Origin of the sequence: Chryseobacterium taeanense, from assembly GCF_900099685.1 — a bacterium.
Taxonomy (GTDB): domain Bacteria; phylum Bacteroidota; class Bacteroidia; order Flavobacteriales; family Weeksellaceae; genus Chryseobacterium; species Chryseobacterium taeanense.
Window position 1 is genome coordinate 224724 of record NZ_FNDW01000006.1, and the last position, 17572, is coordinate 242295.

The 17572-nt window shown below is 35.4% G+C and carries 14 protein-coding genes; 10 read left to right on the forward strand and 4 right to left on the reverse strand.

Annotation, left to right across the window (positions count from 1 at the left end; genetic code table 11):
- Positions 1-3: 3 nt before the first annotated feature.
- The 3 genes from BLR30_RS10620 to ileS form a co-directional block, all read right to left on the reverse strand.
- Positions 4-249, reverse strand: a complete 246-nt coding sequence (locus BLR30_RS10620; RefSeq protein ID WP_089858131.1) for a DUF6576 domain-containing protein — start codon at positions 247-249, stop codon at positions 4-6.
- A gap of 82 nt (positions 250-331) precedes the next feature.
- A complete protein-coding gene (locus BLR30_RS10625) occupies positions 332-712 on the reverse strand; it encodes a TraR/DksA family transcriptional regulator (RefSeq protein ID WP_027378898.1) in 381 nt (126 codons plus the stop codon).
- 59 nt (positions 713-771) lie between these two features.
- Entirely contained in the window at positions 772-4242 is a 3471-nt protein-coding gene (ileS, locus tag BLR30_RS10630; RefSeq protein WP_089858134.1) for an isoleucine--tRNA ligase, read from the reverse strand.
- Between the two features lie 370 nt (positions 4243-4612).
- On the opposite strand from ileS, the gene BLR30_RS10635 reads away from it, so the two are divergent.
- Complete coding sequence (locus BLR30_RS10635; RefSeq protein WP_089858135.1) at positions 4613-5905, forward strand: flexirubin biosynthesis putative acyl-CoA ligase FlxY; 1293 nt, start codon at positions 4613-4615, stop codon at positions 5903-5905.
- 30 nt (positions 5906-5935) lie between these two features.
- Here the strand turns inward: BLR30_RS10635 and BLR30_RS10640 are convergent, their stop codons facing one another.
- Positions 5936-7174: an NAD(P)/FAD-dependent oxidoreductase gene (locus BLR30_RS10640; protein WP_089858136.1), complete on the reverse strand. Its 1239-nt coding sequence runs from the start codon at positions 7172-7174 to the stop codon at positions 5936-5938.
- A gap of 98 nt (positions 7175-7272) precedes the next feature.
- Between BLR30_RS10640 and BLR30_RS10645 the strand changes: the two genes are divergently transcribed.
- The 9 genes from BLR30_RS10645 (at position 7273) to BLR30_RS10685 (ending at position 17572) form a co-directional block, all read left to right on the forward strand.
- Positions 7273-8805: a flexirubin biosynthesis tyrosine ammonia-lyase FlxA gene (locus BLR30_RS10645; protein ID WP_089858140.1), complete on the forward strand. Its 1533-nt coding sequence runs from the start codon at positions 7273-7275 to the stop codon at positions 8803-8805.
- Complete coding sequence (locus BLR30_RS10650) at positions 8795-9577, forward strand: hypothetical protein (protein WP_089858143.1); 783 nt, start codon at positions 8795-8797, stop codon at positions 9575-9577. Before BLR30_RS10645 ends, BLR30_RS10650 begins: the two co-directional genes overlap by 11 nt.
- A 16-nt stretch (positions 9578-9593) precedes the next feature.
- A complete protein-coding gene (gene fabG, locus BLR30_RS10655) occupies positions 9594-10325 on the forward strand; it encodes a flexirubin biosynthesis SDR family reductase FlxB (protein ID WP_076396267.1) in 732 nt (243 codons plus the stop codon).
- Between the two features lie 74 nt (positions 10326-10399).
- Positions 10400-11620 carry a beta-ketoacyl-[acyl-carrier-protein] synthase family protein gene (locus BLR30_RS10660; protein ID WP_089858146.1) on the forward strand — a complete coding sequence of 407 codons (1221 nt, stop codon included), beginning with the start codon at positions 10400-10402 and terminating at the stop codon, positions 11618-11620.
- Between the two features lie 4 nt (positions 11621-11624).
- Positions 11625-11879: an acyl carrier protein gene (locus BLR30_RS10665; protein ID WP_089858150.1), complete on the forward strand. Its 255-nt coding sequence runs from the start codon at positions 11625-11627 to the stop codon at positions 11877-11879.
- Positions 11880-11994: 115 nt separating this feature from the next.
- Positions 11995-12879, forward strand: coding sequence for an LpxL/LpxP family acyltransferase (locus tag BLR30_RS10670; RefSeq protein WP_089858153.1), 885 nt, complete (start codon positions 11995-11997; stop codon positions 12877-12879).
- 79 nt (positions 12880-12958) lie between these two features.
- A complete protein-coding gene (locus BLR30_RS10675; RefSeq protein ID WP_089858156.1) occupies positions 12959-14491 on the forward strand; it encodes a phytoene desaturase family protein in 1533 nt (510 codons plus the stop codon).
- 68 nt (positions 14492-14559) lie between these two features.
- The gene (locus tag BLR30_RS10680; RefSeq protein WP_089858338.1) at positions 14560-16248 is read left to right on the forward strand and encodes a C45 family autoproteolytic acyltransferase/hydolase; all 1689 of its coding nucleotides are present in this window, start codon (positions 14560-14562) and stop codon (positions 16246-16248) included.
- A 229-nt stretch (positions 16249-16477) separates the two neighbouring features.
- Entirely contained in the window at positions 16478-17572 is a 1095-nt protein-coding gene (locus BLR30_RS10685) for a hypothetical protein (protein WP_089858159.1), read from the forward strand.

Here is a 17572-nt window from a genome sequence, read left to right on the forward strand (position 1 = left end):
AAGTTATTTTTTGGACAGTTCATCAAGCCTTTTTCTTTCTTTGGGCGACAGATCATTGATGCCGTTTTTGCCCATTTTGCTTAAAAGTCTGTCTATTTCTTTTTCCCTTTCGCGTTTATCAGAATTAAACTGATCGTCAATTGTATAGTTTTTTTGTTTATCAGGAAAGAATCTGTTTTTAATCCAATCTCTGTTGAAAAACACCAGAACCGCAACGACAATAATAATTAAAAATAATAATTCGCTCATGGATATATACTAAAAATTAGGTTTATAAAGTATTTGTCAAAAATACAATATAAACCCAAATTTATTTTAATAAACCTTCCGGTTATTTCTGCATATTTTTCGCTTCAATGCTCAATGTTGCGTGAGGAACAGCCAGAAGTCTTTCTTTAGGAATCAGCTTTCCTGTTACTCTGCATACACCGTACGTTTTGTTTTCAATTCTTATCAGAGCATTTTTAAGATCTCGTACAAATTTCTCCTGTCTCCCGGCCAAAATAGAATTCTGTTCTTTACTCAGCGTTTCAGCACCTTCTTCAAACGCTTTAAATGTAGGCGAAGTATCATCGGTACCATTGTTCTGGTCATTAATGAAACTTTCTCTGATCAGTTTCAGATCATTTTCCGCCTTTTCTATTTTTTCCTTAATGATTGCCTTAAATTCTTGTAAATCAGCATCACTGTATCTTACTCTTTCGTCTGACATGTTCGTTTCTCTTTTTTAATAAAATTATGAAATGGATTTTGAAAAACAATAACTATATGTTAATTTTTTTCAACATTTATCTTAAAATTAACCTCATCTATTTCGATTTCGTTAAAATTTGAAAGTGAAGATACAATTTCTATTTTATTTGACAAGACCTCTGATGAAATATATTCTTCATTTTTCCTGATGTCATTTATAAACGGAGAATTTTCTTCAATGAAGATATTTATCCTGTCTGTCAGATCAAATTCTTTATCTTTTCTAAGATTCTGAACTCTGTTGATAAATTCTCTTGCAATCCCTTCAGATTTTAATTCGTCTGTTAATGTCAAATCTAATGCCACAGTCGTTTTCCCATCGGAAGTTACCGTCCATCCCGGGATATCTTTTGTAGAAATTTCGACATCATCAAGAGTTATTTCATAACCTTGAATGTCTAATTTTCCTTCTTTTTCAAGTATTGAAATCTGTTCCGCATTAAGATTGGCAATCTCTCCTCCAACCGTTTTCATGTCTTTTCCTAATTTAGGACCCAGCGCTTTGAAATTCGGTTTGATCTGTTTTACAATTAAATGTGAAGCTTCTTCTGCATTGATTAATTGTAATTCTTTAACATTTACTTCCTGTTTGATTAACTCTGAAACCGCAATAATCTGTTCCTCCGTTTTCTTATCTAAAACTGGAATTAAAACTTTTTGTAGTGGCTGACGAACTTTTACGTTTTCTTTCTTTCTCAACGAGAAAACCATACTGGTAATGTTCTGAGCCAGATGTGTTTTTTCAACAAGGTTTTCATCAATCAAACTTTCATCAGCAACCGGGAAGTCTGTAAGGTGGATCGATTCTGCATTTTCTTTTCCTGTTACTTTATTTAGATCCTGATATAATTGATCCATAAAGAATGGAGCGATTGGCGCAGATAATTTAGCAACCGTTTCAAGGCAAGTATATAAAGTCTGGTAAGCAGAGATTTTATCTTCCGAATAATCACCTTTCCAGAAACGTCTTCTGCATAATCTTACATACCAGTTTGATAGATTATCATTTACAAAAGTATTAATGGCTCTTGCTACTCTTGTCGGCTCGTAATCTTCGTAGAAAGCTTTAACTTCTTTGATTAATAAATTTAATTCAGATAAAATCCATCGGTCGATTTCCGGTCTGTTTTCTACTTCTTTTTCAGAATAGTTGAATCCGTCAACATTCGCATACAAAGCAAAGAATGAATACGTATTGTAAAGTGTTCCGAAGAATTTTCTTCTCGTTTCATCAATTCCTTCGATGTCAAATTTCAGGTTTTCCCACGGATTTGCATTCGATACCATGTACCAGCGTGTTGCGTCTGGTCCATAAATAGCAATTGTTTCAAACGGATCAACTGTATTTCCTTTGGATTTCGACATTTTCACACCGTTTTTATCCAAAACAAGTCCGTTACTCATTACATTTTTATAAGCCACAGAATCAAAAACGGCAGTTCCGATCGCATGAAGTGTGTAGAACCAACCTCGTGTCTGGTCAACGCCTTCTGCAATGAAATCAGCAGGGAATGCTTTATGATTGTCGATTAATTCTTTATTTTCAAAAGGATAGTGCAGCTGTGCATAAGGCATCGAACCTGAATCGAACCATACGTCGATTAGATCGCTTTCACGTTTCATTGGCTTTCCTGAATCTGAAACTAAGATTACTTTGTCAACTACATTCTTATGAAGATCAACAAGTTCGTAATTGGATTCAGACATATTTCCGATGATAAAATCTTTGAACGGATTTTCTTTCATGAATCCAGCTTCAACAGATTTTTCGATCTCATTATACAATTCTTCTACGGAACCGATGATTTTTTCTTCCGCCTGCCCTGAGGCTGTCGAAGGGTCTGTTCTCCAGATCGGTAGCGGAATTCCCCAGTATCTCGAACGGGAAAGGTTCCAGTCGTTTACGTTTTCCAGCCAGTTGGCGAAACGACCTTCTCCGGTAGCTTTTGGCTTCCAGTTGATTTCTTTGTTTAAATCTACCAGTCTGTCTTTCACGGCAGTCATTTTCACAAACCATGAATCCAACGGGTAATATAATAGAGGCTCATCCGTTCTCCAGCTGTGGGGATAACTGTGAACGTATTTTTCTACTTTGAAAGCCTTGTTTTCTTTTCTTAATTTTAAAGCAATTCTTTCATCAACAGAAAGATAAGTCTTTAAATCTGAAATAATCGACTTGAGATTTTCCTTCTGAATTTTGAATTCTGTTTCTTTTTCTGCTTCGCTCAGGTATTCTCCTTTTACATATTCATTGGCAAAACCATAGATTTCATCGCTCACCTGTGGTAAAAATCTTCCCTGTAAATCAACAAGTGGAACAGGATTTCCATTTTTATCCAGAACAAGCATTGGCGGAACTTCAGGAGTCGCTTCTTTGGCCACTTTAGCATCATCAGCACCAAAAGTAGGGGCTGTGTGAACGATACCAGTTCCATCTTCCGTTGTTACGAAGTTTCCTGAAATTACTCTGAAAGCATTTTCCGGATTTTGATGAGGTTTAGCGTAATCTAAAAGTTGCTCATATTTAATTCCAACCAAATCGGCACCTTTGAATTCTGCTAAAATCTGATAAGGGATAACTTTACTTTCCGAAGTGTAATTTGCAAAATCTTCTTCTGTACCTTCAGTGTATTTTTTTGCAAACTGTTTTCCAACCAAAGCTTTAGCTAAAACAACATTTAACGGTTCAAAGGTATACTGATTAAAAGTTTTAACCAAAACATAATCGATTTTCGGACCTACCGTCAACGCTGTGTTGGAAGGTAGTGTCCAGGGAGTTGTTGTCCAAGCTAAGAAATGTACATCTCCAAAACCTTGTAAAAATGGAGGTAATGTTTCCGGTAATGTTTTAAACTGCGCCACTACTGTTGTATCAGAAACATCACGGTAAGCTCCCGGTTGGTTGACTTCATGAGAAGAAAGTCCGGTTCCCGCTTTTGGAGAATAAGGCTGAATTGTGTAGCCTTTGTATAATAATCCTTTATCGTACAATTGTTTCAACAGCCACCAAACGGTCTCCATATATTTTGATTTGTACGTGATATACGGATCATCAAGATCAACCCAGTAACCAATTTTTTCGGTAAGGTTGTTCCAAACGTCTGTGTAACGCATTACCGCCTCACGACACGCTTTGTTGTAATCCTCAATTGAAATTTTATTGCCAATATCTTCTTTAGTGATTCCTAATTCCTTTTCCACACCAAGCTCTACCGGAAGTCCGTGCGTGTCCCAACCCGCTTTACGGAAAACCTGTTTTCCGTTCTGAGTCTGATAACGACAGAAAATATCCTTCAACGCTCTGGCCATTACGTGGTGAATTCCGGGCATACCGTTTGCCGAAGGCGGACCTTCATAAAAAACAAACTCAGGCTGCCCCTCACGAATCTCAACACTTTTATTGAAAGTTTTGTTCTGTTTCCAGAATTCTGCGATGTTCTCGGCTACGTCAATAAGGTTGAGGTTTTTGTACTCTTTAAATTGGCTCATTGTAATATATCAATATCGTTGATTAATTAAGTTGGCAAATTTACTAAAATTTACCGGTTTATAATATATGTTTTATTTTGATATTTGCAATGAAAAAGTTCTGTTTCGGAAATATAAATTAAAGATGCATGGTCAAGGGTGAATAAGTGAATTTTTTGAAATCAATTTATTCAAAAAGGTTAATTTATCATGTTACTAAACGTCGTTTCAAAAAAACTTTCCACAAACAAAAAATCTGCGCCATCTGCAAAATCTGCATGGGACATTAAAATACAATCATCTTTGAAATCCATAACGGAATTTAATTTTAAATTTTTAATCATTCAATCTTTTAATTTTAAATAAATTTGTCCTCTAAAAATAACAACCATTGGAATTTTATCCATCCATCGAAAGATCAGACATTCAGGAAATAAAAAAGTTTCAGGAGCAAAAACTTCGGGAGCTTTTGGTTTATCTTGAAACTCATTCGCCCTTTTATCAAAAATTATTCAAAGAAAACAATATCAATATCGCTGATATTCAGACGTTGGAAGATCTGCAGAAAATCCCGACAACGACAAAAAACGATATTCAGGAGAATAATGATTATTTTTTCTGTATCACACCCGATAAAATTGTGGATTACAGCACAACATCAGGGACGTTGGGTGATCCTGTAACTTTCGGGTTATCAGATAATGATCTGGAAAGGCTGGCTTATAACGAAGCTATTTCGTTCGCCTGCGCCGGAATTCAAAAAGGAGATGTGGTGCAGATGATTACGACGATTGATAAAAGATTCATGGCAGGACTCGCTTATTTTCTAGGGTTAAGAAAAATGGGAGCCAGCGTGGTAAGAATGGGACCCGGAATTCCTGAATTGCAGTGGGATTCGATTTTCAGATATAGGCCGAAATATTTAATTACTGTTCCGTCTTTTTTATTGAAAATGATCGATTATGCCGAAAAACACGGAGTTGATTATAAAAATTCCAGTGTTTATGGCGCAGTTTGTATCGGAGAAAGCATCAAAAATCAGGATTTTACCGATAATATTTTATCGCAGAAGATTAAAGAAAAATGGAATATTAAACTATTCTCTACGTACGCTTCAACAGAAATGAGTACAGCCTTTACAGAATGTGAGGAACAAATCGGCGGTCACCAGCATCCGGAACTCATTATCACAGAAATTCTTGATGATGAAGGAAAACCCGTTAAGGAAGGCGAAAGCGGAGAATTAACCATTACAACTTTAGGTGTTGAAGCGATCCCTTTATTAAGATTCAAAACGGGAGATATTGTAAAAGCACATTATGAGCCTTGTGCGTGCGGAAGAAATACGATGAGACTCGGGCCTGTGATCGGAAGAAAACAGCAAATGATTAAATATAAAGGAACTACATTATATCCGCCGGCGATGAGCGATATTCTTAATGATTTCAATAATATTCTGTGTTATCAGATAGTTATCCAGTCGAATGAAATCGGGTTGGATGAAATTATCATTAAAATCAGCACAGACAGCGATTCCGAAACTTTTGTAAATGAGGTGAGAGATCATTTCAGAGCAAAATTAAGAGTGAGCCCGAAAATTGAAATGGTTGAGTTTGATGTTTTGTCTAAAACAATTTTTAATCCGAATAGCAGGAAGCCGATTACTTTTATAGATTTACGGTAAATAATGAAGCCTGAACTTCAGGTCGCCTTTTTATACTTTTTCTTTTTTAATGAATTCGGCAAGATTTTTTATCGCAGTATCGTGTATTCTCACGAATGTATTTTTTTTATCCCAGACATATCCTGCCAGAACCGCACAGATTTTTCTTTTCACATCAGGATTTTCCGGTTGGTGGAAAAATAATTCCTGGAGATTTCCGGTGTACCATTCCTTTACATAGGTTGTAAAAACATCCACACCATATAAAATATAATCGGAGTATTCTTTTTGCCAGTCAATTTTTTCGCCGTTGAGCTGTCTTAAAGCTAATTTTGCGGCCAGCATTCCTGATTCTGTCGCAAAAGCCATTCCTGAAGAGAAAACCGGATCAAGGAATTCCGAAGCATTTCCCGTTAAGGCAAATCCATCTCCGAATAAGCTTTTTACCGAACATGAATAATCTTTCAGGTGTTTTGGTTCAAAAAGGAAATCTACATCACCGAAACGTTTTACATAATAATCCGAAAGAGAAATGGCTTTTCTCAACGCTTCTGCAGTATCACCATTTTCAGATAATTTATCAATAAATTCAGTCGGACCAACAATTCCTACGCTCGTATTTCCATTGGAAAAAGGAATTACCCAAAGCCAGACTTCCGTTTCAATGATATCAAAAGAGATTAATGTTCCTTCCGTGCCTTCTTCACGGTTAATATCTTTTACATGAGAAAAAATAGCAGAGTGGGGAGAAAGTTTGGAAGGTTTTTCTAAATCTAAAAGTCTCGGCAATACTCTTCCGTAGCCGCTCGAATCAATCACGAATTTAGCGTGGATTTCTTTTGTCTCTCCGTTCTTATTTTTTACAGTAGTCACAGAATCTGTTCCGTTGAATTCAATACCGATCACTTCCGTTTCAAATTCAAGATCAATTCCTTTCTTGATAACTTCCTGAGCCAGAACGTTATCGAAATCCGCTCTGGGAACCTGCCAAGTCCAGTCCCAGCCTTCTCCGAACTTATTACTGAAATCAAAAATACAGACTTCATCACCTCTTAAAAAACGTGCGCCCAGTTTCTTTTCAAAACCCATTTTGTCAAGCGCAGGAAAAAGTCCTGCTTCATCAAAATGATCCATCACACGCGGAATAAGGCTTTCCCCGACAACAAGTCTTGGAAATTTTGTCTTTTCTACCACCTTTACGTTGACGTTGTTCTTCTTTAAGTATGAAGAAGATACGCATCCGGACGGGCCGGCACCGATTACAAGTACGTCAACAAACTCTTTGCTCATCTTTGATTTTTTATTTTATAAATAACTTCTATCTTTGCCGCAAAATTAATGACAATTAATTAATAATAACAAAATTATCATATTATTACTTTTAATTAATGAAAATAAATAGCTTTTTAGAACTGAAAGACTTTAAAAAAGTCATTATTGAAAAAGAAAAAATTGAACTGGATGAAACGCTCCTTGCCAGAGTGGATGAAAGTTTTCAGTTTTTGAAAGAGTTTTCAAAAAATAAAGTAATATATGGTGTGAATACCGGTTTTGGACCGATGGCACAGTTCAAAATTAGTGATGAAGATACCCATCAGCTTCAGTATAATCTGATCAGAAGCCATTCTTCCGGTATGGGAAATTCTCTTCCTGCTGACGAGGCAAAAGCCTGTATGCTGGCAAGATTAAATACGTTATCTCTGGGTAAATCAGGAGTTCATCACTCTGTTGTAAAATTACTTAAAGAATTAATAAACAGAGATATTACGCCGTTGATTTTCGAGCATGGAGGTGTTGGAGCAAGCGGAGATCTGGTACAGCTGGCTCATCTGGCTCTGGTTTTAATCGGAGAAGGCGAAGTTTTTTATAAAGATGAAAGAAAATCGACCAAAGAAGTTTTCGAAGCTGAAGGTCTGAAACCAATTCAGGTGGAAATTCGTGAAGGGCTGGCTTTGATGAACGGAACTTCTGTGATGTCCGGGATTGGAGTTGTTAATGCGCATAAAGCGAATCAGTTAACTGATATTTCCATTAAACTATCTTGTGCCATTAATGAAATTGTTCAGGCTTATGACGATCATATGTCGGAAGTATTAAATGGGACAAAACTTCACGCCGGACAGCAGAAAATTGCAGAAAAAATGCGCGCTCATTTATCCGACAGTAAATTAATAAGAAAAAGAGCAGACCATTTATACACTCATTTTGAAGAGCAGGAAAAGGTTTTCAAAGAAAAAGTTCAAGAATATTATTCTTTACGATGTGTTCCGCAGATCCTTGGTCCTGTTTTGGATACATTAGAATATACGGAGAAAGTACTGGAAAATGAGATTAATTCAGCGAATGATAATCCGATCATAAATGTTGAAGATCAGCATGTTTACCATGGCGGAAATTTTCACGGAGATTACATTTCCTTGGAAATGGACAAGCTGAAAATTGTGGTAACAAAACTGACAATGTTGGCAGAAAGACAGCTGAATTATTTACTGAATTCTAAAATCAACGAGATTTTACCTCCTTTTGTAAATTTAGGTAAATTAGGCTTTAATTTTGGAATGCAGGGCGTACAGTTTACGGCTACTTCTACGACAGCGGAAAGCCAGATGTTATCAAATCCGATGTATGTTCACAGTATTTCTAATAATAATGATAATCAGGATATTGTAAGTATGGGAACGAATGCAGCAGTCATTTGCAGAAAAGTTATCGAAAATGCTTTTGAAGTGCTGACGATTGAAGCGATTACCATCGTTCAGGCGATTGAATGTCTTGGTTTTCAGGATAAAGTTTCAACGGCAACGAAGGAATTGTACGATGAAATAAGAAAAATAATTCCTGCATTTTCAGATGATATGGTAATGTATCCTTATCTGGAAGAAGTGAAGAAATATTTAAAGGCAAAATATTATGAAATCTAAATCTTTATTTTTTCTCTTTCTTTTTTGGAATGTTATGCTTTTGTCTCAAACTAATTTAGGTGTTAGATATCAATTATTTAGCCAACAAAATAGTAATGTTGTAATAAACAATAACATTGATTTATCTGGAATTTCCAATGAAATAGCTTCATTTAGGAATATGATAGATAAAAAAAATAAAGTTGATGGAAAAATTGAGACTTTAAAGAATACTTTTTCTGCTATAAAACATTTTCCAGACAGAATAATTGACGGATGGCATTTAGTAAAAGCAACCAACAATTATAATATTTGTTCAGATGCAAAAGTATTAATTCAGAATAATGAAATAAAAAAGTTTGTTGTTGGCAATTGGATTAAAAATTCATTGACTTTTGTTACTATTTCATCTATTAAAGATGCAAAAGCTGTTATCGAAGTTGGTTTTGATGATAAGTCAGAAACGTTAGAATTGTATTTTATGTATGATTTGGAAAAACAAAATCTTGTAGAAAAACCTTTTGAATCTGCATATATTTGTTTTTGGTCAGACTTAAAAAAAGCAGAACATATAAAAGTCTGGCTAAATAAAAAAATATTAGGTACTCTGAAAGGTGTAATTGTTTCACAAGCTAATTGTTATGATCCTTTAGCTATAACATTAGAAGTTAAACCAGGTATTTATGATTTTACAGCAGCAGGAAAAGGATCAATAGCGTGGGAAGGGGCAATAAATGCTAAAGAGAATGAATGTTTAAGTTTACTTCTTAACAGAGAAAATCAAAAAAAATAAAACATAATAACAACACATGAAATGTGCAATCGTCACAGGAGGCTCAAGAGGAATTGGAAGAGCTATCTGTATAAAACTGGCTGAAGAAAAAAACTATCATATCTTAATCAACTACACTTCAAACGAAGCGGCAGCTAAAGAAACGTTAGCTAAAGTTGAAGAACTGGGATCTACCGGAGAAATTTTGAAATTTGATGTAGGAAATGCCGAAGAAACCCAAAAAGTTTTAACAGAATGGCAGGAAAATAATCCTAAATCCGTTGTTGAGGTGATCGTAAATAATGCCGGAATTACAAGAGACGGATTGTTCATGTGGATGCCAAGTGAGGATTGGAACGCTGTGATTAACACCAGCTTAAATGGGTTTTTCAATGTAACCAATTTCTTCATTCAGAAGCTGTTGCGTAACAAATATGGCAGAATCATCAATATGGTTTCCGTTTCCGGAGTAAAAGGGACAGCGGGGCAGACGAATTATTCTGCGGCAAAAGGAGCTTTGGTAGGAGCCACAAAAGCTTTGGCTCAAGAAGTAGCAAAAAGAAATATTACCGTAAACGCGGTGGCACCGGGATTCATTAAAACAGATATGACGCAGGAATTTAATGAAGATGAATTAAAAGCAATGATTCCTGCCAACAGATTTGGTGAAGCGGAAGAAGTAGCAGATCTGGTTGCATTTTTAGCGTCTAAAAAGTCATCGTACATTACAGGTGAAGTGATTAATATTAACGGAGGAATTTATTCATAAAATCAGGTAGCAGATATAAGATAGCAGGTATTAGCTGCAACCTAAAATCTGCGACCTAAAACCTTGAACATTACATGGAAAATAGGGTTGTCATTACCGGAATGGGAATTTATTCCTGCATCGGAACTTCTTTGGAAGAGGTGAAAGAATCTTTATTTCAGGGAAAATCCGGTATTTATTTAGTGGACGAAAGAAAAGAATTCGGTTTCAGATCCGGATTAACGGGTGTTGTCCCAAAGCCAGATCTCAAAAACCTTCTGAATCGCAGGCAGCGTGTAAGCATGGGTGAGGAAAGCGAGTATGCATACATTGCAACACTTGATGCTTTAAAACAGGCAAATATCGATCAGGATTTTTTAGACCAGCACGAAGTAGGAATTTTATACGGAAATGACAGTGTTTCTCAGGCAGTGGTAGAATCCATAGACATTGCAAGAGAGAAAAAAGATACCACTTTAATGGGTTCAGGAGCAATTTTTAAATCGATGAACTCTACGGTAACGATGAATCTTTCCACCATTTTTAAATTGAGAGGGATTAATCTAACCATCAGTGCGGCGTGTGCAAGTGGTTCTCATTCTTTGGGGCTTGCTTTCATGATGATTAAAAACGGCTTTCAGGATATGATTGTTTGTGGAGGAGCACAGGAAACCAACAAATATTCTATGGCAAGTTTTGACGGATTGGGTGTTTTTTCCGTGAGAGAAGATGAGCCTACAAAAGCTTCAAGACCTTTCGATTCCGGAAGAGATGGGCTGATTCCAAGTGGTGGAGCAGCAAGCTTAATCGTTGAAAGCTTAGAATCGGCGCAGAAAAGAGGCGCTAATATCATTGCAGAGATCGTTGGTTATGGCTTTTCTTCAAACGGCGGACATATTTCAACTCCGAATGTAGACGGTCCGGCTTTGGCAATGGACAGAGCTTTGAAGCAGTCGAGTTTAACGGCAAAAGATATTGATTATATTAATGCGCATGCGACTTCTACACCAATCGGCGATGCGAATGAAGCTAAAGCGATTTACGAAATTTTCGGAGGAGAAGTTCCTGTAAGTTCTACAAAGTCAATGACCGGTCATGAATGCTGGATGGCAGGAGCCAGTGAAGTTATTTATTCTATTCTGATGATGCAGAACGATTTTATCGCACCGAATATTAATCTGGAAAATCCTGATGATGAAGCAAAAAAGATAAATTTGATCGCTGAAACAAAAAGTCAAAAAATTGATGTATTTTTGTCGAATTCTTTCGGATTTGGGGGAACCAATTCCGCATTAATCGTTAAAAAATTTAATTAAAAACATGGAAAGGGAAAAAATTGTTGCGATCGTCAACGACTTTTTAGTCAATGAATTCGAGGTAGATGGCGATGAGATCAGCAATGATGCAAACTTTAAAAAAACATTAGGCTTAGACAGCTTAGATTATATTGATCTTGTGGTAGTAATAGAGTCTAATTTCGGAGTGAAATTGGGCGAAGCTGATTTCAAAAACATCGTGACTTTTGATGATTTCTATTCAACTATCGAGAACAAAATTGCCGGGAAAAACGTATAATTATTGATATAAACTCGATAAAACGCGGTCTTTGCTTAGTAAAACGCCATTGCGAACTTAAAAATATCTAGCAGTTAAAAAATCCTTGCGCCGTTTGCGTTAAGAACAAAAAAATATGAACAAGTGGAAAGGTAAATCTAAAGGGACGATTCTGGGCTACAGAATATTCGTCTGGTGTATTAGAAATATCGGGATCCGTAGTTCATATGTTGTACTTTATTTTGTAGCGGCTTATTATTTCATTTTTGAAAAAAAAAGCAATCAATATATTTCTTATTATTTCAGGAAACGACTGAACTACAACTTCTGGAAAGCAAAAGCTTCTGTTTTTAAAAGTTATTTTACTTTCGGAAAAGTTCTGATCGATAAAACCGCAATCTCAGCAGGCTTAAGAGAAAAATACACTTATGAATTCGACGGCATTGAAAATCTCAGGAATCTTTTAGCAGAAAAAAAAGGCGGAGTACTTATCAGTGCACATATCGGGAACTTTGAGATCGCAGAACATTTTTTTGCAGATATTGATTTTGATTGTCAGATCAATTTAGTAACAACAGATCAGGAAGTTACGGTTATTAAAGAATATTTGGAAAGTGTTTCTGTAAAGGCAAGCAGCATTAAATTTATCTACGTAAAAGATGATATGTCACATATCTTCGAAATTAATGAAGCCTTGTCAAAAAATGAGCTCATATGTTTCACTGGTGACCGTTATTTTGAAGGATCTAAATTTTTAGAAGGAAATTTATTGGGGAAAACTGCAAAATTTCCGGCCGGCCCGTTTCTTATTGCTTCAAGATTGAGCGTTCCTGTGGTATATGTATATGTGATGAAAGAGAAAAATCTGCATTATCATTTGTATGCAAGAGTCGCACAAAATGTTAAAAAGCGCGATGCACAGGGGCTTTTAAATTCTTACACTGAAAATCTGGAATCCATGATAAAAAAATATCCGCTCCAATGGTTCAATTATTTTGATTTTTGGGATGATATTGATTAATTTTCCTACTTTTACTTTCATAAAAAGCTAATATTTTGCGTTAAAAATTATTGCTAAATTTCTTAGTAATTATTCCTCCTTGAAAAAAGAATTCGACATACTTGTAATTGGCAGCGGATTAGGCGGTCTTGTTTCGGCTCTTATTTTGGCGAAAGAAGGCCTTAAAGTTTGTGTCCTGGAAAAGAATAACCAATACGGAGGAAATCTGCAGACTTTTTCCAGAGATAAGCTTATTTTCGATACCGGTGTTCATTATCTGGGAGGTCTTTCAGAAGGGCAAAATCTACATCAGTTTTTTTCTTATCTGGATATCATGGATAAGCTTCATCTACAGAAAATGGATGAAGACGGATATGATAAAATTACTTTCGGAAATGATAATATCGAATATCCTCACGCGCAAGGTTATGAAAATTTTGTAAAGCAATTATCTGTATATTTCCCCGAGGAAAAGGAAAATCTGGAGAATTACTGTGAAGAAATTCAGAGAGTTTGCAGTCAGTTTCCGAGGTATAATGTTGTCGGAAAAGATTATTATAACGAAGAAATTCTCCATTTAAATACCAAAAGATTTATTGAGTCGATTACCCAGAACGAAAAATTGCAGGCGGTATTATTAGGTTCCAATTTTTTATATGCCGGTGATTCGGAAAATGTGCCTTTTTACGTTCATGCTCTGACCTTAAATTCTTACATTCAAAGTGCCTACAAATGCATAAATGGCGGAAGTCAGATCTCAAAATTACTCATTCGAAAACTGCGTGAGCACGGTGCTGAAGTTCACAAACATGCTGAAGTTTCAGAGTTTATTTTTAATGAAAACGATGTATTAACGGGTGTAAGGACAAAAGCAGGGAAAGAATATTTTGCAGGAAAGTTTATTTCCAATATAGAAATTCGTTCAGCAATAAAATTGATTGGTGAAAATCGTTTAAAGAAATCATTTTTAAACCGGATACTAAGCTGGGAACCGGGGCCTTCATGTTTTAGTGTGTATTTTGTTCTGAAGCCTAAGACGATTCGTAATTTCAATTACAATATTTATCATTTTTCTTCTGAGGATAAAGTCTGGAATGCTTATCGTTATGATAAAAATAAATGGCCACAAACGTATATGTTATCCTCCACACCGTCGAAGCATGATACCGAATTTGCAGAAAGTCTTACGGCTATTTCTTATATGGATTTTGAAGAAGTAAAAGAATGGGAGAGCACATTTAATACGATTACAGACGAACAGGAAAGGGGAGAATTATATGATCTTTTTAAATCCGAGAAAGCAGAAAAAATGATTGCTGCTTTGGAAAAGAAAATTCCTGAATTAAGACATTGTATTAAAAACATTTATACATCTTCACCGCTCTCGTACCGCGATTACATCGGAAGTTTCAACGGCAATATGTATGGATATTGTAAAAGCTCAGAAAATCCTTTGAAAACCATGGTTTCACCAAGAACTAAGATTGATAATCTTTTTCTCACAGGGCAATCTGTAAATATGCATGGAATTTTGGGTTGTACGATCGGTGCATTTAATACTTGTGCGGAAGTTTTGGGGAAAGAGTTGATTGATAAAAGATTAACACAATTTATTAACAAAAATAAAAAGTGAAAAATAAAAATTTGTTGAGCGGTATTTTTCAGAATGAAGCGAAACGTAATGAAGAATCTAAATTAAAAATGGATTGCTTCTTTCGTCGTAATGTCAGATGTTTCATTTTTTTATTTCTCAGCATCAACCTTATCCTTAACCTTATCTCCTGCGGTGTAAGAAAATCCATAAAACACATTCCAGATGTAAAACAATATTCCCTTAAAATTCCGGAAGTTCATACAATCAACGATTCAACCTTTAGCTTTAATCAAAATTATTTAACGAAAAATAAGCAGCAGCTTTGGGAATTATACATTAAAGGAAATCCTTTACAGTTGGGGTATAACAACGGTGCTTTAACGCAAAATTTGATGCAGAAACAGGAAGAAATTTTCTTTTCAAAAGTGGAAGGTTTTGTTCCGTCGAAGTTTAAACAAAATTTATTGAGAGGTTTTCTGAAATGGTATAACCGGAAAATGTATCTGAATGTAAGGGAAGATTATCAGGCAGAATTGTATGGTTTATCTCAATATTCATCGGATAAATATAATTTTATTTCTCCAAAATTCCTGAGAAGTATGTATCTGCATGGCGCTCACGATATCGGCCATGCAATGCAGGATCTGATGATGGTAGGCTGCACCTCTCTTGCGGTCTGGAACGAAAATACAGAAGACGGAGATTTGCTGATCGGCAGAAATTTTGACTTCTATGTAGGTGATGATTTTGCCAAAAATAAACTGATCGAGTTCGTAGAATCCGAAGATGGAATTCCTTATATGTCTGTTGCCTGGCCGGGAATGATTGGCGTGGTTTCAGGAATGAATAAAGAAGGAATTACCGTAACTATCAATGCCGGAAAATCTAAAATTCCGTTAACGGCTAAAACACCGATTTCTTTGGTTACAAGAGAAATTTTACAATATGCTACAACTATTGATGAAGCAATTGCGATTGCAAAAAAACGAAAAGTTTTTGTTTCAGAATCTATTTTGGTAGGAAGTGCAAATGATAAAAATGCCGTGATTATTGAGGTTTCACCAGATAATTTTGGAGTATTTAAGGTTGAAAATACAAGCCGTGTCTTCTGTACCAATCATTTCCAGTCGGATGCTTACAAAAATGATAAAAGAAATCAGAAGCATATTCTGGAAAGCCATTCCGAATACCGTTACGAAAAACTACAGGAACTTTTACAGGAAAATAAAAAGCTCAATCCTGAAAAAATGGCTGCTGTTTTAAGAGATAAGTCAGGGCTGAAAGGTGAAAAAATCGGATATGGCAACGAAAAAGCACTTAATCAGTTACTCGCACATCATGCAATCATCTTTTCGCCTCAGAAAAAGCTTGTGTGGGTTTCTGCAAATCCTTATCAGTTGGGAGAATTTGTATGTTATGATTTGAATGAAATTTTTTCCGATCAAAGACTGAAAAATGGAAAGTTTTCAAAATCTGAATTAAATATTCCAAAAGATCCTTTTTTAGATTCTGAAGAATTTAAAAATTATGAACAGTTCAAAAGAATGAGTTCAGAAGTAAATAATGCGATTGATGGAGAAATTGCTATGAGAAACGATTCTATTTCCTATTATCAATCGCTGAACCCGGATTTTTGGCTGGTTTATTATCAGGCAGGAAAATATTATTTTAACAAAAAAGAATACTCTAAAGCGAAAGTTGAATTCGAAAAAGCTCTGACAAAAGAAATCACAACAGTTCCCGACAAAAAAAATGTGGAAAAATATTTACATAAAACACTTAAGAGATTGAAATAATTCACTTTAGGTATCTGTTGAATTTTTTAATTATAGCATATAACTAATGTGTTGGTGAATGTTTCGTTGATTTTTATTTTCTTTACTTTTTTATTTGATGGTTTGAATAGAATTTCATAAATAAGCTTTTAATTTTGTTTTATTTTAATAAAATCGCATTTTTTATTAATAAAAATTTGTTTTTATTTAAATTTATTATTTATATTCGTTTTTTATAAATCGTTAATGAATGAAAAAAATCTATCTGCTTTCTTTAATTTGCTTTCTGTGCTTAATATCTTGTAAAAACGACGAAAAAATTGAAAGTGTAGAAACTGAAAGTTCTTTTGTTAATTTTAATATTGATGCCGTTCCGTATGCGAAATTATCAACGTATATGTTTTTTACGGGAGATCTGAAAAATTTACAGCCTAACGGAAAAGTTGTCCCTTACGAGCCAGCAAGCGCACTTTTTACCGATTACGCACTTAAGAAAAGATTTATCTGGATGCCGGGCGGTGTGAAAGCGACTTATGATACCGACGACAAAATCCTTAATTTTCCGTTAGGAACGGTTCTCATCAAGCATTTTTACTACAATACCATCCAGCCTGGAAATACGACAAAGATTATTGAAACAAGGCTAATGATTAAGAAATCAACCGGTTGGATTTTTGCAGAATATCTTTGGAATGATGCTCAGACAGAGGCAGAATTGGTTACCGGTAGCGATTTTACAAGCGGAAGTTCTAAAAACATAACTTTTAAAAAAGAGACAGGTGAGAATATCACTACAGACTACAGAATCCCTTCAGAAACTGAGTGTTTAGCCTGTCATAAACTGGATAATAAACCCATTCCGATCGGGGTAAAACCTCAGAATTTAAATGTGTCTTATAATTATCAGAGTGGAATTAAAAATCAGCTGCAAAAACTCGTGGAGGAAGGTTATCTGCAAAGCTATCCGTCTAATATTGTTTCCACGGTGAATTATAAAGACACCAGTAAACCTCTGGATATTCGTCTGCGGTCTTATCTTGATATCAACTGTGCCCATTGCCATCAGGATAATGCAAGGTGCGATTACAGGGCCATACGTTTAAGTTTCAATCAGACATCAAACCTGTCAAAATTAGGTGTTTGTGTGATGGCAGATGAGCCTATAAATCCATCATTAGAAAGAATTATTACTCCCGGAAATCCCGCGAAATCGGTAATGCATTTCAGGCTTAGCTCAGTAAATGAGAGTAACAGAATGCCTTTGTTGGGAAGAACGATCGTTCATGATGAAGGGGTAGAACTTTTGCAACAATGGATTTCTTCTTTAAATCAAACTTGTCCATAA

Coding starts and splice junctions, on each gene's coding strand:
- BLR30_RS10625 (WP_027378898.1), bottom strand. CDS start 712: ATGTCAGACGAAAGAGTAAGATACAGTGATGCTGATTTACAAGAATTT.
- BLR30_RS10620 (WP_089858131.1), bottom strand. CDS start 249: ATGAGCGAATTATTATTTTTAATTATTATTGTCGTTGCGGTTCTGGTG.
- BLR30_RS10640 (WP_089858136.1), bottom strand. CDS start 7,174: ATGAGCAAAGAGTTTGTTGACGTACTTGTAATCGGTGCCGGCCCGTCC.
- BLR30_RS10665 (WP_089858150.1), top strand. CDS start 11,625: ATGGAAAGGGAAAAAATTGTTGCGATCGTCAACGACTTTTTAGTCAAT.
- BLR30_RS10660 (WP_089858146.1), top strand. CDS start 10,400: ATGGAAAATAGGGTTGTCATTACCGGAATGGGAATTTATTCCTGCATC.
- BLR30_RS10680 (WP_089858338.1), top strand. CDS start 14,560: ATGGATTGCTTCTTTCGTCGTAATGTCAGATGTTTCATTTTTTTATTT.
- ileS (WP_089858134.1), bottom strand. CDS start 4,242: ATGAGCCAATTTAAAGAGTACAAAAACCTCAACCTTATTGACGTAGCC.
- fabG (WP_076396267.1), top strand. CDS start 9,594: ATGAAATGTGCAATCGTCACAGGAGGCTCAAGAGGAATTGGAAGAGCT.
- BLR30_RS10650 (WP_089858143.1), top strand. CDS start 8,795: ATGAAATCTAAATCTTTATTTTTTCTCTTTCTTTTTTGGAATGTTATG.
- BLR30_RS10645 (WP_089858140.1), top strand. CDS start 7,273: ATGAAAATAAATAGCTTTTTAGAACTGAAAGACTTTAAAAAAGTCATT.
- BLR30_RS10685 (WP_089858159.1), top strand. CDS start 16,478: ATGAAAAAAATCTATCTGCTTTCTTTAATTTGCTTTCTGTGCTTAATA.
- BLR30_RS10670 (WP_089858153.1), top strand. CDS start 11,995: ATGAACAAGTGGAAAGGTAAATCTAAAGGGACGATTCTGGGCTACAGA.